We start from the raw sequence: 18284 nt of genomic DNA on the forward strand, positions 1-18284 counted from the left end.
GAATGCCGTTGCCCCAGAACAGCACGATGTCTAATGGAAGCGGGTCAAGCATCGCTAGAGGGTAAAAGCCCACAAAACGTTGCCGCTGACCTATGCATCATATTGGGCAGGGTAAGACATGGCCGAATTGCCCTTTTCTGTTATAATCCCTGCACATAACGAGGAAGCTGTGATCCGCCGCTGCCTCGAGGCCATATTAGGCGACGCACCTCCCGATGCACTTCCGGAGATAATCGTGGCGGCCAATGGTTGCAGCGACCGGACAGTCGAGATCGCGCGTGAAGTTGCGCCTCACGCTACTGTGCTCGACCTTCCCAAAGGCTCCAAACCGCTTGCCCTCAATGAAGGCAACGCGCTTGCGACCGTGTTTCCGCGGTTTTTCGTGGATGCGGATGTGATGGTTAGCTACGCGACGCTCGCCGCCACGGCAGCGCTGCTCCGCTCGGGCGAAGCGCTCGCCGCCGCTCCAGCGATCCGGGTGGATACCAGTGCCTCGGGCAAAGCGGTACGTGCTTATTTCCGTGTTTGGCAAAGCCAGCCATATATTCGGGATAACATGATCGGATCCGGGATCTTCGGATTGTCCGAGGCGGGGATGGCACGCGTTGGGCGCTTCCCTAACATCATCGCTGATGATGGCTATGTCCGGACCCGCTTCCGATCGGAGGAGCGGCGCAGCGTCGCCGTCGATGCGAACGGGAAGCCCGCCAGCTTCACCGTCTTTCCACCGCGAGATGCTGGCTCGTTAATTCGCATAGAGAGCCGCCGTCGCGCGGGCGACCGACAGCTCCGCGAAGGCTTCCCGGCGTCGGTGCCACAGGCTGGGACGGGCAGCGGATCGCTCACACGGGCTTTCCGGGCCGGTATCTCGCCAATCGATATCGGCACTTACCTGTCAATAAAGACGCTGGGACGCTGCCTTGCGCTTTGGAATCGCCTGCGCGGTCACGCCAATGTGTGGCACCGCGATACCAGTTCACGATAGGAATTCTGGATGAGCGTCGTGAAGATTCGCTGCGCCACGATTTAACGCCCGACGCGACGGATACCTGGTCCATTTCGCCACTCGACGCGACGATTCCACGCTTCCCGCCATTGCGCGGAACTTTCGGCGTGACGCTTATTTACCCTCGCCGACAAGCTGTAGAGTCTGGCGCGCCACCATGCCCAGAGGAGTACCAGCGCACGTCCATAAGCACGCCAGCCGGGCTTGAAATGCCGATTTATCAACCCAACCCGGCATCCAAGTTTGTAGATGATCTTCTGCGCCGCATCCCGCGTGCTGCGCCCCCCGTAGTGAATGATGGTCGCCTCTGGCGTCATTCGCGGGCGAGCGCCAACCGAGCGAGCCCGGGCACACAGATCAGCTTCCTCGCCATACATGAAGAACGCCGGATCGAAGCCGCCAAGCTCGTTCCAGAATGCCTTTTCGATCAGGAAGAACGAACCCTGGACGACATCGACTTCGCGCTCGCTATCTCGCCGCCAGCCGCCATAGCCTTCGGGATTGAAGAGGCGGCTTGAACGAAAGAGAGTGGTCAACCCACTCGTCATGCAGAACATACTCCAGGGCGTGATCTTGCCCCACACCGAGCCAGGATTGAGGCTGCCATCGGCAAACACCGTCCGGCCACCCCATATGCGCGCGCCGGGTACACGCTCGGCAAAGGCCACCAGCTTGTCGATCGCGCCATCGAGCACGACGGTATCGGTGTTGAGCAGCAACAGATACCGCCCCAGCGCCCGCGCGGCCGAGATATTCGTAGCGAACGCAAAGCCGTGGTTCTCCCGCTCCGCCATCAGCACGATATCGGGAAATTCTGCGGCGATCGCCTCCGCTGATTCGTCCTGCGAACCGTTGTCGACAACGATAACTTCGAACCGCGCCTCCTTCGTCTCGGCATAGATCGAGCGGATGCACTCAAGCGTCATCTCCCTCGTGTTCCAGTTGACGAGCAGGACCGATACCAGGGGTATCTCCATCGCTGCATTTGGCTCTGCGGCGGTCGATAGACTCGGCGAGTTCCCGCGATTGAGCATTGGCATTCTCCGGCTCGGGCACCGCTCAACGCGCGTTGATGGGATCGCCACCCAAAGCCTCTAACGTGGCGTGATCTCTTCTCGCAAGTGCGAGATGCGCGTACGGACACCCCAAGAGGTGCCCAATGGCGCATCGTCCGCCATTTTCTCGATCGCGGTCAGTGCATCCTGCGGAGCGTAACCCGCCTCTCGCATCCAGCCGAGTGCAAGATCGTCGACCCGTCGCTCGACATCACGACCCGCTCGCTCGCCTCGCCGTCGTAGCACGATATGTCCAAGTTCATGCCCAAGGACGAAGGCCAGTTCACCATCCTTAGGCAGGAGCGCGATCGTCGCTTCGGACAGCTGTATCCAGCTCCCGCGCGATCGCGCGGAGACCTTATTGCTTCGTGTCAAGTCGAGCCACACGTCACAGCCGGGGTCTAGCGACAATGCGATTGACCGTATCTCCCCATTCCGTTCCACCTGCAAAGCCAGGTGCCCATCGCGGCCTTGCTCGGCAATCATCTTAATCGTCATTTCAACAGCAGCGAGGCCGCCATCAGTTGCTGGGTGCGGGGCGGGCAACGCGCCAATCAAGCGGATCGCGTCTTCTCGAGCGAGTCCCGCGTCGGCGGCGGGCGACGAATCGGCTACGGCAAGGATACGCGGAAACGGGACGCCATCAGAGAACCCGACCAACGGACGATCGCGGGGCGCGTACATACCGGGATGATCGAGCACAAGCCCAGCGATCGATTCGCCAGGACATTGATTCGCCGCCGTCCGTGACAAGCGGTACAGCACGGAGACCATACGCTTGTACGCAGTTACGCGTTGCTCAAAATCTCCACCGGACGGGCCCAGCACCGCAGGCGCCTGTGCCGAGCCAACAAATATGAGCACAAAAAATGGGGCCAGGAAACGCATTTCCCAGCCCACATTACACTTCAAAAATAGGTGTCAGCCGCTTAGCGATTGCTACGCGAATCGTCGACGGCAACGATAATCACCCCGCCAATCACGACGAAGCCAAGGATGAAGAAAATCGGCGCAACGCCGAAAAAGCTGTCGCCCTTGCCCGTGTCGACGCTTTCAACAACCGACGGTCCGGAATATGGTGCAGGCGCCGCGAGGGCTGCGACCGGCGACCCCACGAGAGCCACACCAGCAATCGTCGCAACCAACTTCTGAATGGTTTTCATAGTGGGTCTCCGTTAATTCCTACGTGAGGAGATACCTTCGAATCGCCAGCAAAGCAAGTCACTTCTTTCGCAGGTGCGGCATAAACGCCCAGCCCAGTATGATCGGGAGCACTTTGGGGCTTCGGATAAGGTACCGTCTCCATAGTCGCCGCGGCTCACTCACCAGCCGATGAAGCCATTCGAGCCCCATGCGCCGCATCACGAGCGGCGCACGTTGCTTGCGCTCTACCAGGAACTCGACGGCTGCGCCGATACACAGCGCAGTGCCGCTGATGCTGCCATCGAGCTTTGCGCGATAGGCCACCACTTCCTGTTGAGGCGAACCACAACATAACAAATGATAGCTCGCCGCATTCGATCGCATAAAATCGACCGCCGCCGCCATTGCCGCGGGATTTTCAATCATCCCCATGGGAGGAAAGTGCGTGGTAATCCGCGTGTCCGGCAGGATTCGCCGCAACCGCTCAGCGAGCTCAGCGTCGCCGCCCACCAGATTGATCGTCTCACCCGGCAAGATCATACCTGGGATGAGCCTCAGCACCAGATCGCTCCCGGTGATTGTGCTGAACTGGATGCCAAAAGGTTGCGCCAGCAACCGCAGGACCTGGCTGTCGCAAAAGCACAGATCTGCAGCCTCATAGGCTATTTTGACTTCCGGATCCTTGCTCTCGTGCAAGCGGACGATGTGGTCGACATTCGGCGTGACGACATAGCGAAACGCCCCATTTGAAGGCCGCACCTGAATCGCCGCCAATGCTTCGTCGAAGCTGAGACTATCGAAACGGATTCCAAGGAACTCGATGACTTCCATCAAACCAGCCGTACGGAGAGCATAGACTCGGGCATTCAATGAAGCGGCGTCAAGCCGACCTTGCTCACTGTTTCGCTGCCAGATGGTACCCATAATGCGAGCGCCTGGATAGGACAGTTCGTGTCGAGTGCGATCACGGCGCCGCTCGCGAAGGAGGTAGTGCCACTACCGCAGGATGTTTGCAGCCGCACGCGCGCGTCGGCAGCAGCGATGGCGACACGATATTGCCCTGCCGGGAAGGCTGTCGTCAACTTCGCCACGATCGCCCCGGCGGCGCCCTCGATGTCGTACCGCAGCGCACCATTGCCAAACGTCACCCGCCCGGCGAGTTCGTCCGGAACAGACCAGGAGTAAGGCATTGCCTCTGGCGCATCGCTCCCCGGCCAGCTCAGGGGGTCCGCGCCGCTCCGCGTGCTCCAGATGCGCCACCCATCGACCTTGTGGCCTGTAACGCCGAAGGAAAGGCGCTGCACCAATGGAATGAGCACGGAGTCTGGCAGAGGCGTACCGCGGCGCCGCATATCTGCGAGCAGCAGCCTGATCGATTCGACTTGACCGGGGGAAGGATCGATCTGCCCGAAGAAGGCACTGCGCCACGAATGTTTTCGTGCAAAGATCGCTGCAACGCTTGCACGCGCGGTGGGGTTGGCAAGCATGTCGCCCAGTATCGCGAAATAAGGTTCGGGCCCGGTTGTCTGGGCGAACAGTTCGTCGAACACCGCGACCGCGCCGGAAATGTCGCGCTGCCGCCGCAAACTGGCGACGTAAACTTCCAGCATCGGACGATCGCGTCTCGACAACGCGTGCGCGTGCATGAGCAGGGCTTCGGCGAGATCGGGCCGTGGCACCACGCGCGACGTCGCGAAGAAGGGTTCATGATGCAGCGGCGAAGAAGCGACGGCGGCGACTGAAAGCTGCACGATTTGCGGCGTCGCCGCGCCTCTCAACGCCTCCCGGCGCGCAGCCACGGCCATTGCCTCACCACTGCCGAACGGGAGGGACCAGCCGAGTTCAGGCCGATTGCTGCGCGCCATGGCCGCGCCGGCCAGGCTCACATAGCTGACCAAGCCAAGCACCACGGGGACTCCAACCGCCATTATAAGGCGACCGACCCGCATCTCAGGCACTTTCCCCCTTATAGTCGTAATAAGACAGGTAATAATTGTAGCCATAGCCGCTCGAGCGTGCATCGAACTTGGTGATGACCGTACCGAGAATGCGGCCGCCGGTGTCGCGCAGTCGCTTGAGCGTATTCTTACCCTGGCCACGATGGGCGCGACCGGCCTCGACCACCAGGACGATGCCCTCGACCGAGCGCGCTATCAGTGGCGTATCGGCGAGGCCCATGACAGGCGCGGTATCGAGGATGATGATGTCGAACTTTTCCGACTGCGCCTCAAGGAAGTTCTCGAAAACATCGCTCGAGAATATCTGCACCGAGTTACTGGCAACCTTGCCTGCGGTGAGGATGCTGAGCGCGGAATTCGGCACCTTCTTGATGGCCTTCTCAAGCGGCATTGCACCCGACAACACGTCGACCAACCCCTCGGCCAGGGGAAGTTGCGCAAGGCGGTGCACACCCGGCCGGCGGAGATCGCAGTCGATCAACAGCGTCTGCAGCCCCATTCTCGCATAGTCGACTGCGAGCGCGAACGCGGTTGTCGTCTTGCCTTCCGAGGGAGCACTCGACGTCACCAGGAAGCTGCGCGGTCGGCCGTGAGCTGCCGAGAAGTCAAGTGCGGCCCGGATGGAGAAATAAGCCTCCGCCATCGCCAGCTTCGGGTTCGAGACGATGTTCTCGACGGTGATTTCCCCGGAGCCCGCTACCGGCACGCTACCAAGCACTGGGAGCCTTAGCTTGTTTTCGACATCCTCCGGCGACCGCACAGTATCGTCTATGCCTTCACGCAGGAGCCCAGCGGCAATCGCCAGCGCAATTCCGATCGCAAACGCGGAGAGGATATTGCGAAACGGATTCGGCTTTATTGGGGCGCCCGGTACCGTAGCTTCATCAACCAATGACAAGTTATTATTAATGATTCCTGATGCCGCGTTTACCTGGTTGTAGCGCTGTAGCAGGTCGTTCAAAGTCTGGCGGTTTGTGGATACGTCTTGGGCCAGCAGGTTCAGTTGGACGCGGCGCTGCTGTTCGCCGAGGACCTCCCCCCGCGCGGATTGGATGCCGGTATTGATATCCGCCTCCTGGCGTTGGGCGGCAAGATAGGCATTTTGGAGCGACTGGCGGATGTTAGTCGCAATTCGCGTAATCGCCTGATCGATCGACGCGAGCCGTGCCTGCGCCTGCTTCACCTCGGGATGATCCGGCTCGTAGCGTGCACGCAGCAGGTTCAACTGCGAAGCCACTTCCGCGCGCTGCTGCTGCAGCGTGGACACACTGGCATTCGACACAACCTCGGGCAGTTCGAGCAACGAGCTTGCCTGTGCCTGCCTCCAGCGGCTCTCGGCGGCAATCCGATCCGCCCGAACCTCGCCAAGCCGCTGATTGAGTCCCACCAGGCTGGCCGTGGTGAGTGACCGGCCAGCTGCAGATCCTCCTTCTTCGTTACGCGACGCGGCTGCGTCGCTGGCATCGATCAGTTGTGTATTGCGAGCATATTCGATCGACTTCTGCTCTGACACGGACAGCCGTGCACGGGCGGCTTCGATCTGATGCGCGAGGAAGTCACGTGCATATTTGCTAGAGTTAAATGAAGTCTCTACATTCTGTTCGATGAAGCTGTCCGCATAGGCGTTCGCGACAAGCGCGGCGAAGCGTGGCGAAGGGCTATTAAAATGGAGTGCAAGAATACGTGAACCAGCAGGAAGGGCCGTCGACACGTTCCCGGTCAGATATGCGACCACACGCTCGTGTCGGGCACTGCGAAGCTGACTTGCCGGCACCTCGCCCTCCAGCGGCTTGCCCTTCATTGCTACTATGAAATTATCACTGCGGTCGAGCTTCAGCTTGTCGGCAACGCGTTCCGCCATAGAGCGGCTGGCAACGAGGTCCTGTTGCGTCTGAAGATATCGTCCCGCGTCTGCAATACTTGTTGCAGGATTGACATCCTGGCCCTGCACGATGTTCGTAGATTCCTGCTTGATCTGAACGGTCGCCTGAGCCTGATAAATCGGTGTCATGAGCAGCGTGATGACGATCCCGACAAGGACCGCCGCCACGACTATGATAGCGGCCGGCCAGCGCTGCCGCCACGCCATCGCTCGAATATCGGCCAAACTTATAGCAAACCCCGTACTCTCCTGAGCCTCACCGACATGCGAGCCCACGTCCGACGAAGGCGACATCGTGTCCGCGCCATTGCGATCCGGAACGGGCAGGTAACGGTCGAAAGTAGCCATTGGTTACAACAATCCTTGGCGCTCGGGGCGTCGCTCAGAGAAACGGGGGTATCAAAACCGGGTAAAAAGCCCGATCAGCGGCGCGGCCTGCAGGAAGCCGCGCCAGAATTCGCGTCGTCCGGATCGGCCAACGACCACATAGTCTTTGGGCTGCAACTGAATATCGGACATTCGGCCGGCGCGGATCGCTTCCAGGTCGAACACGCCGAGATACCGACCTGTCGGCGTAGTGCGGATGACGCTGACCTCCGCGGTCCTCGCAATCGGTGTCGGGCTCTTTGCAACCGCGACAGCCGACAGCAGCGTCATGCCATTCTGATACTGGAACACACCAGGATTATTTACCTCGCCCTCGACGGTGAAGGTGCGCGAATTATAGGAGGTGATGTTCACCGTAACCCGCGGCGAGACGACGAAACGCGCCATATCCCCCTGGATACGGGCGCTCAATTGCGCTGCGGTCAGCCCAGCCACGGCGGTGGTGCCCGTCAGCGGCATTTCAATGTTGCCCGAAGGATCCACAGTGACGGCGGCGAGCGACAGTTCGGGCTCGCGATAGACCTGGACTGCCAACTGATCCCCACTCTCTATCTTCGCGTTCGTGAGATCGGCGACGAGCAATTCGGGTGCGATGGAGTCCCCCGCGGGTCGTACAATACCCTGTTGCGGGTGCGGCGAGCCGCTGCACGCGCAGAGAAGCAGGCCAAGGGATGCCCCAATCAATCTTTTCATCTGGAACCAACCTCGTTCATGGCCCGAGCAACGCGCGGGTAAGGACAGCCAACTTCGAAACCAGTTACCCACAAAGTTCACCGGTCCGCAATCTCGATACGGTCTGCGCTTGGCCCGCCAACACGCAGACCGCGGCTGCGAATAGCGTCGCCAGCGCCGTCATGCGCAAGGGATAGTCGACAACAGAATGGAGTAGAAGGAGCAGGATAACGACGCTCGCCGCCCTGGGCAGCACCGCATCGATTCCCGGCCGCCGCCACACCTGAGACATCCGCCGCGCCAGCCACACCAAAAAAACGATACCCAGCGCAGGCCCAAACAAGCCCGTTTCCAGCATTAACTCAAGCCAGTCATTATGGGCGTTATAGAGGTGCAGTGGCGCGAGCAAGCCGACCGGCTCATGCACCTGGAAGATCTGATCGAACGTGCCGATTCCACTCCCGACCGGGAAATACACCATGGCGGCGTTAAAGGCCGCCGGCCAGTAGCTGAATCGATCCTCCTCCCCCGTGATCGCTCGCGAGAAGACAAGGCCAAGCGGACCTCCCATATTGGGCAGAATCGTCAGTGCGATCGTCCCCACCGCCAGGATCCCCGCAACAATCAGCAACGCACGCCTAGACACGCCGGGCAACCCGTTACCAATCACCGCAGCAGCGCCTATTGCTGGGACCAGCAATAGGCTGCCGGTACGCGATCCGGTGAGCAAGGCACCGATGGCGAATATGCCGAAGATCATAATGCAAATGATCCACCGACCGGTCGGGGCAGGCAGGCCCGCGCGCTCAGCGAAGCGATCGCCCAAGCCGTGCCGTATGATGAATGCAGCGCTGATCGGGATCGCACACGCAAACATGATCGCCTGATGGTTGCGGTTGGCGAAGAGACCCGTCGGGGTCGCCGATCTGGTTTCGTAGAGATAGAATCCCGACCCGAAAAATGCCTGCGCCAAGGCCAGAAGCAGCGACAAACCCGCAAAAACGACGAATATTGCGAAGAATTGTTCGATGCTTTTATCTCTCTGGGTAGCCCGGAGAAAGGCGTAGACGCCGAGTGGCGCGAAAAGGAAGACAGCGTCAGCAATTGTCGCGTCGGGGTCGAGGCTGACAGGACGGTTCGGTAGAACACCCACCATCAACTGGTCGCCGTAGACGAACAGATCGCGCCCCGGCAATGCGGACCAGATCGACGGAGGCAGCGGCACGAGTTGGATCACGAATAGCGCGCCCACTCCCATCAGCACCCAAGAGAGCAACCGGTCTTCTGCATAGAATTGTCGCCAGTCGAGCCTGTAGAGCGCCACTCCCAAGAGCGTCAGCCCTATGCCGATGCTGATCATACGGGGTGCCACGCTCTGCTGATTCGAGCCGCCCAGGGCCAGGAGCGTAAGCAGTGAAGCAGCGACCAACCACGCGCCCCACGGAGACTCCACGCCGCGACTCCAATGGCCCTGATCATGACGAGACGCAGCTAGCATTGTGTTGATCAGCCCCTATGCCGCACTGCAATAGAAAGTCCCGCCGCTATTGGCAAGTTCTCCCGTCGGATATAGAAAATGGCCACAAATTGGGCTCGGCATGGTGGGGGCGATGTGACTGAAGGCCCCGATCCAGACCTCTCGGTGCTTGTCGTAAACTGGAATACGCGGGCGATGACGATCGATTGTCTCGAATCGCTGTACGCGCAGACCAGGGAAGTCACTTTCGAGACAATCCTGGTCGACAATGGATCGCAGGACGGATCGGCCGATGCGATCGCTGCCACATTTCCACAGGTCCGGCTGATGGCAGAGCCCATCAATCACGGCTTCGGGCACGCAAACAACCTTGCCGCCGCGAGAGCACGCGGACGCTACCTGCTGCTGCTCAACAGCGATACGGTCGTTCTCGATCAAGCGGTTGACCGGCTGATGGCTTTTGCCGCCAAACGGCCCGAAGCGCGGATCTGGGGCGGTCGGACGATCTTCGCCGACGGCAGCCTCAACATCGGCTCGGCGTGGGGCGCGTTCGGCACCTGGAGCGCCTTCTGCTTCGCAGCCGGCCTCACGCTGCTGTTCCCGCGGAGCAACCTCTTCAATCCGGAAGGGCTTGGCGGCTGGGATCGGTCCACCGAACGGGAAGTCGATATCGTTTCAGGCTGTTTCTTCCTCATCGAGCGCTCGTTCTGGGAAGAGCTCGGAGGGTTTGCGCCGGACTTCTTCATGTATGGCGAGGAAGCCGAATTATGCGGACGGGCGCGGCGGCTCGGGGCACTGCCGCGCACCACACCTACTGCCACGATCATCCACCATGGCCAGGCGAGCGCATCCAACCGTTACGATGCGCGAATGCGGATTTGCGAAGCAAAGGTCGAACTCGCGCGCCGCACCATGGGCACGATCAAGTCACGTTTCACATGCGGGTTGATGATCATCGGTGTCGGCGTGCGCGCCCTGCTCTATCGACTAGCTGCAGGCATCATAGGGCGGCTGCGTGAGCCGGCGGAGATGTGGGGTGAAGTATGGGCGCGGCGCCGGATATGGAGCGCGCCCAAGCGTCAGGCGAACAATCGCTGATAGGCGTTTATCAGCGGTGCGATCTGCTTGTCCCAGCCAAGCTCGCTATGAACCCGATCATGGCCGAACGAGCCCATCCGCTCACATCGTTCCGGATCGTCAAGCAGGGCGACGATCCTGGTCGCGAAATCGACCGGATCATTGGGTGTAGCATAGACCGATGCCTCGCCCGCGCTGGCCCGCCCCTCACGTACTTCGAATTGCACGATAGCCTTGGAGAAAGCCATATATTCCATGATCTTGTTCATGGTCGACAGATCGTTCATGGTATTAACGCGGTCGGGATTCACGCAGATGTCGGCAGTCGAAAGCAGTTCGAACAAATCGGCATCGGGCGCGCGGCCGGTAAAGGTCACATAGTCCGCCACATCAAGCTTGACCGCGAGCTGCTTCAACTCATCGAGTGCGGGCCCACCACCAACCAGCCCGAACTGAATGTCGGCTCGTCCGAGACCGTGGACGAGGTGACGGATGCTTTCGAGCAGCAGGTCGATCCCCTCCTGCGCGCCCATCACGCCGACATAGCCGACCAGATAGCGGCGCCCGTTACGCCAGCGCGGATTGGGTGGTACCGGCTTCACCTTGGCGAGGTCTGGCCCCGAGCGCACAACGAACACTTGATCCGGGTCCATTCCGCCACGTTCGATGGCGATCTGCCGATAGCTCTGATTGGTGGCGATGCTGACCCGCGCAGCGCGGAACGTCAGCTTCTCGAATAGCACCATCAACCGCCAGAAGAAGCCGCGCCGGCCGAACTTGGCTTCGTAGAGCTCCGGATTGATGTCGTGATGATCGAACAGGTAGCGCACGCCCCAGGGGCGGAACAGCAACGCGACAAGGAAGATGAGATCAGGCGGATTGCAGCCATGGATCGCATGAAACCGGTTCTTGCGGAAGATACGCCACGCAAGCCGGCTTTCCCACCACAGGGCTGCGCCATATTCGAGGAGGTAGCCGACGGCCCCATTCGCGTCGAGGGGAAGCGGGTGACGCCAAATCTCGATCCCCTCGATCATCTCGTACGCGGAATCGAAGCCCTTGCCGGTCGGGCAGATTACCGACACCTTGGCGCCAGCGGCCGCCAGCGTGCGGGCCTCGGCCCAAACACGACGATCGAATGGCACCGGCAGGTTTTCAACCACCATCAACACATGCCTGCCCGCCAGCGGCTGGGCCTTCAAGACATCGTAGGTCGCCCGCCAATGCTCGACTGATGAGGCTTCGGCTAGCTGCATTTCAGAAGGCGAGCCTTTCAACGTCCATCACTGGCGTGCCAGGGGGGAGCGAAAGATCGTCAAAGGTTGCGTTCGTGCGAATCGCCAGGTCGAATTGAGACGCCGCGGCAGTCACGCCATCAATGAGCAACCGCTCGAGCGAGGGCAGCTGAGTGAAGGCATAGCCCAGATTTTGCCCTACCAATCGGTCCGCGGTGATAGCCGGGTCGTAGATTCTGATCTCCTTGCCGGCGGCTATCAGCGCGCGGGCGATATGGACATTAGGGCTCTCGCGCAGATCATCGGTACGCGCCTTGAACGCGAGGCCGGAAAGAAGCACCGTCCGCCCCTCACCCAGCCGCTCCAGCACGGCAGCGGCGACGAAATCCTTATGCGTCTCGTTACTGTCCACCAGATGGTCGATAAGGGGTATGCCGGCGCCGAGATCCTCACCAAGCGCCTTGAGCGCACGCACATCCTTGGGCAGGCATGACCCGCCGAATGCTCCGCCTGGACGGGTATAATAGGCCGACAGGTTGAGCTTGGTGTCGGACTTGAAGATCGCGTGCACTGCGGCAGGAGCGATGCCTTGCCGCTTGCAGATGCGGCCGATCTCATTGGCGTAGGCGACCTTGACCGCGTGCCAGGTATTGTCGACGAATTTGGTGATCTCGGCCGTCGCCCATTCTACGTGGAAGATCGGCGCCTCGATACCGTGATGGAGCTGGTCCATCATCTCGGACGGGCTTGCATCCCGGGTTCCGATCACGATCTTGGGCGGCGCGAAATAATCCGCGATCGCACTGGATTCGCGCAAGAATTCGGGGTTGTAGACCAGTTCCACCATCGAATCGGTGGCATCGCCGAATCGCGCCTCGATCATCGGCCGAATCATGTCGGCCATGGTTCCGGGCCGCATCGTCGAGCGATAGGCAAGCGTCAGCGGGCGGGCGCGATCAGCCGGCAGCGCGCCGGCGATCGCGCGCGTGACCGACAGGATGTAGCGCATGTCGTGGCGACCATCAGGACCGCTTGGAGTACCGACGCAGACGATAGCGATGTCGGCATCGGCCAACTCGTCACCCGGTTCGGTTGCCGCCGAGAGCAGGCCGGCAGCACGGCCGTCGCGAATGAGGTCGCCAAGGTCGGGTTCCTCGATCGGGCAGCGACCCGAATTCAAAGCGTCGACCTTTTCCTGGCTGACGTCGATGCCGACAACCTGGTGTCCCTGGCTCACGATGCAGCCTGCGGCCGTGCAGCCAACATAACCCAGCCCGAAGATTGCGACTTTCACCCTGCTCTGCCCCCGGATTCCATGCCAGCCAACGAATGTTGCGCCGCACAACGACTAATGCCGATCTTTTTGCGTCGCACAAGCGCCTAATGTCGTTATCCTCAGATATTAGGAGCGAGATTAGAACCTTCGCGCGACCGGAGCATCGCGCGCTTCGCGTCCGAGACCACCGGCGGCTGGTAGCCTAGACTATATGCCCTTTGGGCGCATGCCACACAGGTGCCAAGTAGCAGGTTAAACCATGAGAGCGCCGAGCCCCACAGCGTCACGGTGAACATCATTAGGGAAAAGCCGAACAATGCGATGGCGATCCCGCGATAAAAGCGCTGGTCGATATAGGAAACGTGTTGGCTGGACTTGGCTAGAGCGACCATCGCCATAACCGTTGCAAAAAGCAACGCTACGGCCGGAACAAGGCCGAAACGGACCGCAAGCAGAAGCCAATGCGCATCGATGCTGGTAGTGAACATCCAGACAGGTCGCTCATATTCTTCGAATCCGATGCCAAACCAAGGATGTTTGCGGACCGATGCAGACCCATAGGTCCAGATCAGTTCGCGAAAAAAGGCGTTGGTTTGGTCGAACACCAGATACCGCTGCACGAAGCCGATCGCGCCAATATTGGTGGTGACTTGCGCGACGGCCAGCCCCGCTCCGATGGCTATGAAGGCAAGACGCCAACTCAGTTCACGAACCCAACGCTGCAACGTGTCATAGAACATGCCTATGTAATTGATCGCCAACGCGGCAATGGCCGCCGAACTTACCGTGAAAATACTGCAGAGCGACGCGAAGCGACCACACCAAGCTGGCCAACCGCGGATGCCCGACATTCCATAAAGTGCGCCCATTGAAGCCAAGTGGACTCCAGCCAGAATGGGATGAGAAAAAGGTCCTCTTGCGCGCATCAACCCGAGGCGCGTTCCGCCGCCTTCCTGAAGTACCATTCCCACGTCGCCGGCCGTCAGGAACCCCGGAAGTTTGCCGAATATAGCCTCCGCGAGCGGCTGAACGATCGGTTGATGCGAGATCGACTCTATCATGATGGTCGCGCCAACCAGAGCAAGACCTGGAGAAAAAACAATCAGCGCCCGGCGAATCGCCGTGAGAGATCGAAAACTGATACGCGCCAAGTAATAGCCTACGGTCGCATCGAGTGCTTGCGACCCACCACTAATCAGCCCTTTCGACAAACCGTAATTCGCAGACAGCGCAATGACCATCCATATGCCGGCGATCACCACGAGGAAATCCGGAACAACGAAACGAATCGCTCCTTTGAATAGCTTATACAGGACCCACGGCAGCGCGAAGATCAGCGCTATACGATCCGAGTAAAAAACCAAACCGCCTGCCGTGAACGCAACTTCGCGCGGCAGAAGCGTTGCGTAAAGCACGATCACAATGGGAATGAGAGAAACCTGGATCTCCGGAGCCGCGGATAACCCGGAGTCACTCCGCCGTCGGCTACCATAAGCAGGGGCAGGTTGTTGCATTTGATTCCCTTGCCGTCCCAACCGTCACCGTCAAATCCAAGCTTTCGCCAAAGCCGTCAACCGCTTATTTTGAGCGCTGGCGCTTGCCGCGCGCCTATCGCCTGGCTCGTTTCGACGACGCGAACGATCGCCTAGGAAACAGTCATCGGCCCTCCTGCGCCGGTGCGCCGAATCCACATGCGCGTTCTGCGATGCACGGGAATCTCCACGGCGCGGGCGACAAGAACCCCGGTGGCGACAACCAGCACCAACGCAACGATGACGTAAATAGCGATCGGCAACTGGAACGGCAGCTTGTTCCAAAGCACCCGCAATGCGCGCAGTACGAACGGGTGCGTTAGATAGATGCTGTACGAAGCGTCGCCAAGAATCTCGCCAAATCGGAACCGCGGCAATCGCTTTTGACCATCACCAAGCACCGCCCCGACGACGAGCATCGCAGCCGGTACGCCATAGAAGATGAAGCGCGAATCGCTCCTAACATAGCCGAAGACATGTAACATGACGAAGCCGATGAGCCCCAGTATTAGAAGGGCTTCGGGCAAGCGCGCTGGCACACTCTCCGAAAGTTTCGGGCGGACGAAATAGGCACCAAGCAGCATCCCATATACAAACTCAAACAGTATTGGTTTCGTCCAGAACGAAAGTTGCGGTTGCATCGGAGCAATAGTCCAACCCAGCACCACGATTCCGACCAGAACGACTATAGTGGGCCATAAGCCACGCCAACCTCGGAAAATAAGTCCGATCGCAAAGACGACGTAGAACATCATCTCATAATTCAAAGTCCAGCCCGGACCCAGAATGGGGAACATATCGCCATCCTCGTTCCGATATGGAACATAGAGGAGCGAGGTCAGCAAGCGAGGCAAGTCGGGCCGGCTATGATTAAACGCGTCACCCAATACGAGCGCCAAGCCTGCTGCGCTTAAGGTCAGAATCCAGTAAAGTGGTGAGATGCGTAGGAAACGAGCCCCCAAAAAGCGTGCGCCCGTCGCCAGCGACGGCGTCTGACCGACGGTTGTATAGACCATGATGAAGCCGCTGATCACGAAAAATACGTCCACACCGAAGTGGAAGTGGCTCAGCTCCGGGGCGATCCTGTGCGCCGGGCCACCTCGGAGGTCGGGCATCTCGACTAGAATGTGCCCAAAAGCCACGAGGATTGCGGCGAAGCCGCGCAGCACCTGAACGCTCGGCAAGGGGGTTTGCGACTCGCTCAAGACATATACCCCACGACAGCGCGAATCCGATCCGGCCATCGCCGGAAGCCTTCAAGAACAGGCTTTATTGCAGCGCGTCAACCTACTAGGGATGCTGCCGATAAGGCACCGGGGGAACGGTCAGGTGAGAACGGCGCACATTCTGTTGACGAGGTTCAATTTGGCGACTCCAGGCCGGGAGACCGCGCACCGCCAGAGCGCAGGCTGGCTAGCTGGCCGGTTCGACCTTTTTGAGCGCTACTGCCTCCCCAGCATCGCGGCGCAGGACAGTCGCGATTTCCAGTGGCTCATCTTCTTCGACATCCACACGCCCGACTGGGCACGAGAGCGGATCGAGGCGGGCCAGAAATCCTTCCCTTTCACGCCCGTGTTCACGGAGTTGTTCGAGGCCGAAGGTTGGGCCCGTAACGTTCGCGCGGCGATCGGCCCCGCTCAGGCCGACCGGATCGTCATCACCTCGAATCTCGACAACGACGATGGCCTCGCCAACAACTATATGCGGAGCGTGCGGGAGACGGCCGCAGCGAACTGGAACGGCAGCACCTTCGCGGTCAATGTGCCCGACGGCTATGTGCTGGCCGGAAGCAATCTTTACGCTCATCGCCATCTATACAATGCCTTCACCAACCTGGTCGAGGCGGACGACGATTCGTTGGCGACGACCAAGACGATCCGGCACATGGACCTGCCTGATCGAGTCATGATCGTGCAGGCCGAGAGTGGCCCAGGCTGGCTCCAGTTGGTCCACGATGGCAACGTATCAAACAAGATCCGAGGATATCGAGTCCAGCGTCCGGAGGGAGGGCGATTCGCCGACGGCTTGCTTGCTGGCGTGGGTGACGCTTCTTCGGCGCGCCTCTTCTGGGACAATCAGGTCGAAGCCCGCATCCGAAAAGGGCGAGACGACGCGTTCAGGCTGATTCGTCGCCTTATTCCAGCCGACCGGCACGTTGGGTGACACAAAAAAGCGCGGTGTCGGCGGGCACTCTTCTTGTCGCCAGGCTGCGGAAGCGGCTTGCCGGTAGCCTTCACCTGGAGCTGTTCCTCGGCCTCGGGATGAAGGCCGCAGGGGCGGGCTCGAGTTTCGTCTTCACCTGGCTGGTCGCGCGGGGTTTCGGCGCTGACACCATCGGCCGTTTCCAGATCGCATTGCTTACGGTCACCATGACGTCGGTCTTCACTGGCCTCGCACTGGACAATATCATGCTCCGGACCGTGGCGCGCGCGCTCGGCACAAATAGACTGGCTGACGCGCTCGCTTCCTTTGTCCGCGCGCTTCTGATCACCCTTGTCACGACCGGGGTCGCGGCTGTGCTGGTTTTCGCGGGCGCACCGTATTTCTCGAAAAATCTTCTCGGCAGTCCCGAGGTCGCAACCTTCCTGCGGGTGCTTGCACCTGGCATCGTCCTCTTTGCACTGATCCGTGTGGCCGCGGCGCTTCTTCGCAGCCGCGGAAAACTCCTGTTCTCCCAGTCGCTGGACGGGGTCGGCTATACGACGGTGGCCATGTTCATCCTGGTCGTGGCCTGGGCCGTCGGCGCGGCGAAACTGCCGTTGCTGGTGCCGGTTGCATATCTGTGCGGACTGCTGGTCGCCGCCGCGCTGGGACTTCTCGTAGCCCGCCGGGAGGTGGCGCCCTGGCCGCGGGGCGGCACTCCTGACATCTCGATTCGGGCGGGGGCGATCCTGGCCTGGGTCTATCTTGCGATACAGGCTTCCGATTGGATCGGCCTGCTGATCGTGACGCGCCATCTCGGCACGGATGGAGCCGGTGTCTATCGCGTAGCGTTCCAAGTCTGTATGCTGTTCCTGATCGTGAACACCGCTTTCACGGTGATGATGGGCCCGCATCTCGCGGCGGCGACGGGGGCGCGGGACCGGGCCGGCATTATCCGTGTCATCCGCACTGCCTCCGGGACCGGGCTACTGATCTGCGCTCCGCTGTTCATCCTGATCCTTCTATGGGCAGAGCCTATCCTGAGCCTGTTCGGGCCGGAGTTCGTTCAGGGCGGGCGCGCACTCAGGGTGTTGGCGCTGGCGCAGTTGCTCAGTGTGGGCTTCGGCCCGGTTGGGACCGCGCTGATGATGATGCACCGCGAAAAACTGATGCTGGCAATCGAAAGTGCTGCGACGACGCTGGCTGTCCTTACCGCGCTTTGGGCAGTTCCAAAATATGGAATGATCGGCGCTGCGGCCGCAGCACTGCTGGCATCGCTCATACGTAATGGTGGAGGCTTTATCTCTGTCCAACTTATCCTCCGATCAATACGCGGCTCCGCTCGATGAACGTTTGCTACATCGGCAGCGAAGTACGATAGTCTAGGCAGACTGAGTATCGTCGGGTGCGAACCCCCAATTCGGCTTGAGCAGACTGGCGAA

Annotated in this window: 16 protein-coding genes; 4 read left to right on the forward strand and 12 right to left on the reverse strand. The window is 60.2% G+C overall.

The window, feature by feature from the left end; all coding sequences use genetic code 11:
* Window positions 1–118 precede the first annotated feature (118 nt).
* Complete coding sequence (locus AC1DX5_RS11845; RefSeq protein ID WP_478015591.1) at window positions 119–985, forward strand: glycosyltransferase; 867 nt, start codon at window positions 119–121, stop codon at window positions 983–985.
* 41 nt (window positions 986–1026) lie between these two features.
* Here AC1DX5_RS11845 and AC1DX5_RS11850 read toward each other — a convergent pair whose 3' ends face one another.
* The 8 genes from AC1DX5_RS11850 to AC1DX5_RS11885 all read right to left on the reverse strand — a co-directional run bounded on the left by AC1DX5_RS11850 (window position 1027) and on the right by AC1DX5_RS11885 (window position 9463).
* The gene (locus AC1DX5_RS11850) at window positions 1027–2040 is read right to left on the reverse strand and encodes a glycosyltransferase family 2 protein (RefSeq protein WP_465176120.1); all 1014 of its coding nucleotides are present in this window, start codon (window positions 2038–2040) and stop codon (window positions 1027–1029) included.
* A 60-nt stretch (window positions 2041–2100) separates the two neighbouring features.
* Window positions 2101–2949, reverse strand: a complete 849-nt coding sequence (locus AC1DX5_RS11855) for a M48 family metalloprotease (protein ID WP_478015593.1) — start codon at window positions 2947–2949, stop codon at window positions 2101–2103.
* A gap of 41 nt (window positions 2950–2990) precedes the next feature.
* The gene (locus AC1DX5_RS11860) at window positions 2991–3224 is read right to left on the reverse strand and encodes a hypothetical protein (protein WP_465176119.1); all 234 of its coding nucleotides are present in this window, start codon (window positions 3222–3224) and stop codon (window positions 2991–2993) included.
* A 58-nt stretch (window positions 3225–3282) separates the two neighbouring features.
* On the reverse strand, window positions 3283–4035 hold the full coding sequence (locus AC1DX5_RS11865) for a WecB/TagA/CpsF family glycosyltransferase (RefSeq protein WP_465172489.1): 753 nt from the start codon (window positions 4033–4035) through the stop codon (window positions 3283–3285).
* A 35-nt stretch (window positions 4036–4070) separates the two neighbouring features.
* Window positions 4071–5114, reverse strand: a complete 1044-nt coding sequence (locus AC1DX5_RS11870; RefSeq protein ID WP_478015595.1) for a hypothetical protein — start codon at window positions 5112–5114, stop codon at window positions 4071–4073.
* A gap of 40 nt (window positions 5115–5154) precedes the next feature.
* Window positions 5155–7392, reverse strand: coding sequence for a GumC family protein (locus AC1DX5_RS11875; RefSeq protein WP_478015597.1), 2238 nt, complete (start codon window positions 7390–7392; stop codon window positions 5155–5157).
* Window positions 7393–7443: 51 nt separating this feature from the next.
* Complete coding sequence (locus AC1DX5_RS11880; protein ID WP_478015599.1) at window positions 7444–8124, reverse strand: polysaccharide biosynthesis/export family protein; 681 nt, start codon at window positions 8122–8124, stop codon at window positions 7444–7446.
* Between the two features lie 64 nt (window positions 8125–8188).
* Window positions 8189–9463: an O-antigen ligase family protein gene (locus AC1DX5_RS11885; RefSeq protein ID WP_478015601.1), complete on the reverse strand. Its 1275-nt coding sequence runs from the start codon at window positions 9461–9463 to the stop codon at window positions 8189–8191.
* 252 nt (window positions 9464–9715) lie between these two features.
* Between AC1DX5_RS11885 and AC1DX5_RS11890 the strand changes: the two genes are divergently transcribed.
* Window positions 9716–10678 carry a glycosyltransferase family 2 protein gene (locus tag AC1DX5_RS11890; protein ID WP_478015603.1) on the forward strand — a complete coding sequence of 321 codons (963 nt, stop codon included), beginning with the start codon at window positions 9716–9718 and terminating at the stop codon, window positions 10676–10678.
* On the opposite strand, the gene AC1DX5_RS11895 is transcribed toward AC1DX5_RS11890, so the two are convergent.
* The 4 genes from AC1DX5_RS11895 to AC1DX5_RS11910 form a co-directional block, all read right to left on the reverse strand.
* Entirely contained in the window at window positions 10660–11934 is a 1275-nt protein-coding gene (locus AC1DX5_RS11895) for a glycosyltransferase family 4 protein (protein ID WP_478015605.1), read from the reverse strand. The genes AC1DX5_RS11890 and AC1DX5_RS11895 overlap by 19 nt on opposite strands.
* Window positions 11915–13186, reverse strand: coding sequence for a nucleotide sugar dehydrogenase (locus AC1DX5_RS11900; RefSeq protein WP_478015607.1), 1272 nt, complete (start codon window positions 13184–13186; stop codon window positions 11915–11917). Before AC1DX5_RS11900 ends, AC1DX5_RS11895 begins: the two co-directional genes overlap by 20 nt.
* Window positions 13187–13287: 101 nt before the next feature.
* On the reverse strand, window positions 13288–14682 hold the full coding sequence (locus AC1DX5_RS11905; RefSeq protein ID WP_478015609.1) for a hypothetical protein: 1395 nt from the start codon (window positions 14680–14682) through the stop codon (window positions 13288–13290).
* A gap of 131 nt (window positions 14683–14813) precedes the next feature.
* On the reverse strand, window positions 14814–15944 hold the full coding sequence (locus AC1DX5_RS11910) for an acyltransferase family protein (RefSeq protein ID WP_478015611.1): 1131 nt from the start codon (window positions 15942–15944) through the stop codon (window positions 14814–14816).
* Between the two features lie 52 nt (window positions 15945–15996).
* On the opposite strand from AC1DX5_RS11910, the gene AC1DX5_RS11915 reads away from it, so the two are divergent.
* Window positions 15997–16863, forward strand: coding sequence for a glycosyltransferase (locus AC1DX5_RS11915; RefSeq protein WP_478015808.1), 867 nt, complete (start codon window positions 15997–15999; stop codon window positions 16861–16863).
* The gene (locus tag AC1DX5_RS11920) at window positions 16860–18191 is read left to right on the forward strand and encodes a lipopolysaccharide biosynthesis protein (RefSeq protein WP_478015613.1); all 1332 of its coding nucleotides are present in this window, start codon (window positions 16860–16862) and stop codon (window positions 18189–18191) included. The genes AC1DX5_RS11915 and AC1DX5_RS11920 overlap by 4 nt, the downstream gene beginning before the upstream one ends.
* The last annotated feature ends 93 nt before the right edge of the window (window positions 18192–18284 follow it).

Source organism: Sphingomonas sp. P2_B6 (genome assembly GCF_056404755.1).

Coding starts and splice junctions, on each gene's coding strand:
- AC1DX5_RS11905 (WP_478015609.1), bottom strand. CDS start 14,682: ATGCAACAACCTGCCCCTGCTTATGGTAGCCGACGGCGGAGTGACTCC.
- AC1DX5_RS11910 (WP_478015611.1), bottom strand. CDS start 15,944: ATGGCCGGATCGGATTCGCGCTGTCGTGGGGTATATGTCTTGAGCGAG.
- AC1DX5_RS11860 (WP_465176119.1), bottom strand. CDS start 3,224: ATGAAAACCATTCAGAAGTTGGTTGCGACGATTGCTGGTGTGGCTCTC.
- AC1DX5_RS11855 (WP_478015593.1), bottom strand. CDS start 2,949: ATGCGTTTCCTGGCCCCATTTTTTGTGCTCATATTTGTTGGCTCGGCA.
- AC1DX5_RS11845 (WP_478015591.1), top strand. CDS start 119: ATGGCCGAATTGCCCTTTTCTGTTATAATCCCTGCACATAACGAGGAA.
- AC1DX5_RS11915 (WP_478015808.1), top strand. CDS start 15,997: ATGCTGCCGATAAGGCACCGGGGGAACGGTCAGGTGAGAACGGCGCAC.
- AC1DX5_RS11850 (WP_465176120.1), bottom strand. CDS start 2,040: ATGCTCAATCGCGGGAACTCGCCGAGTCTATCGACCGCCGCAGAGCCA.
- AC1DX5_RS11865 (WP_465172489.1), bottom strand. CDS start 4,035: ATGGAAGTCATCGAGTTCCTTGGAATCCGTTTCGATAGTCTCAGCTTC.
- AC1DX5_RS11875 (WP_478015597.1), bottom strand. CDS start 7,392: ATGGCTACTTTCGACCGTTACCTGCCCGTTCCGGATCGCAATGGCGCG.
- AC1DX5_RS11880 (WP_478015599.1), bottom strand. CDS start 8,124: ATGAAAAGATTGATTGGGGCATCCCTTGGCCTGCTTCTCTGCGCGTGC.
- AC1DX5_RS11885 (WP_478015601.1), bottom strand. CDS start 9,463: ATGATCAGCATCGGCATAGGGCTGACGCTCTTGGGAGTGGCGCTCTAC.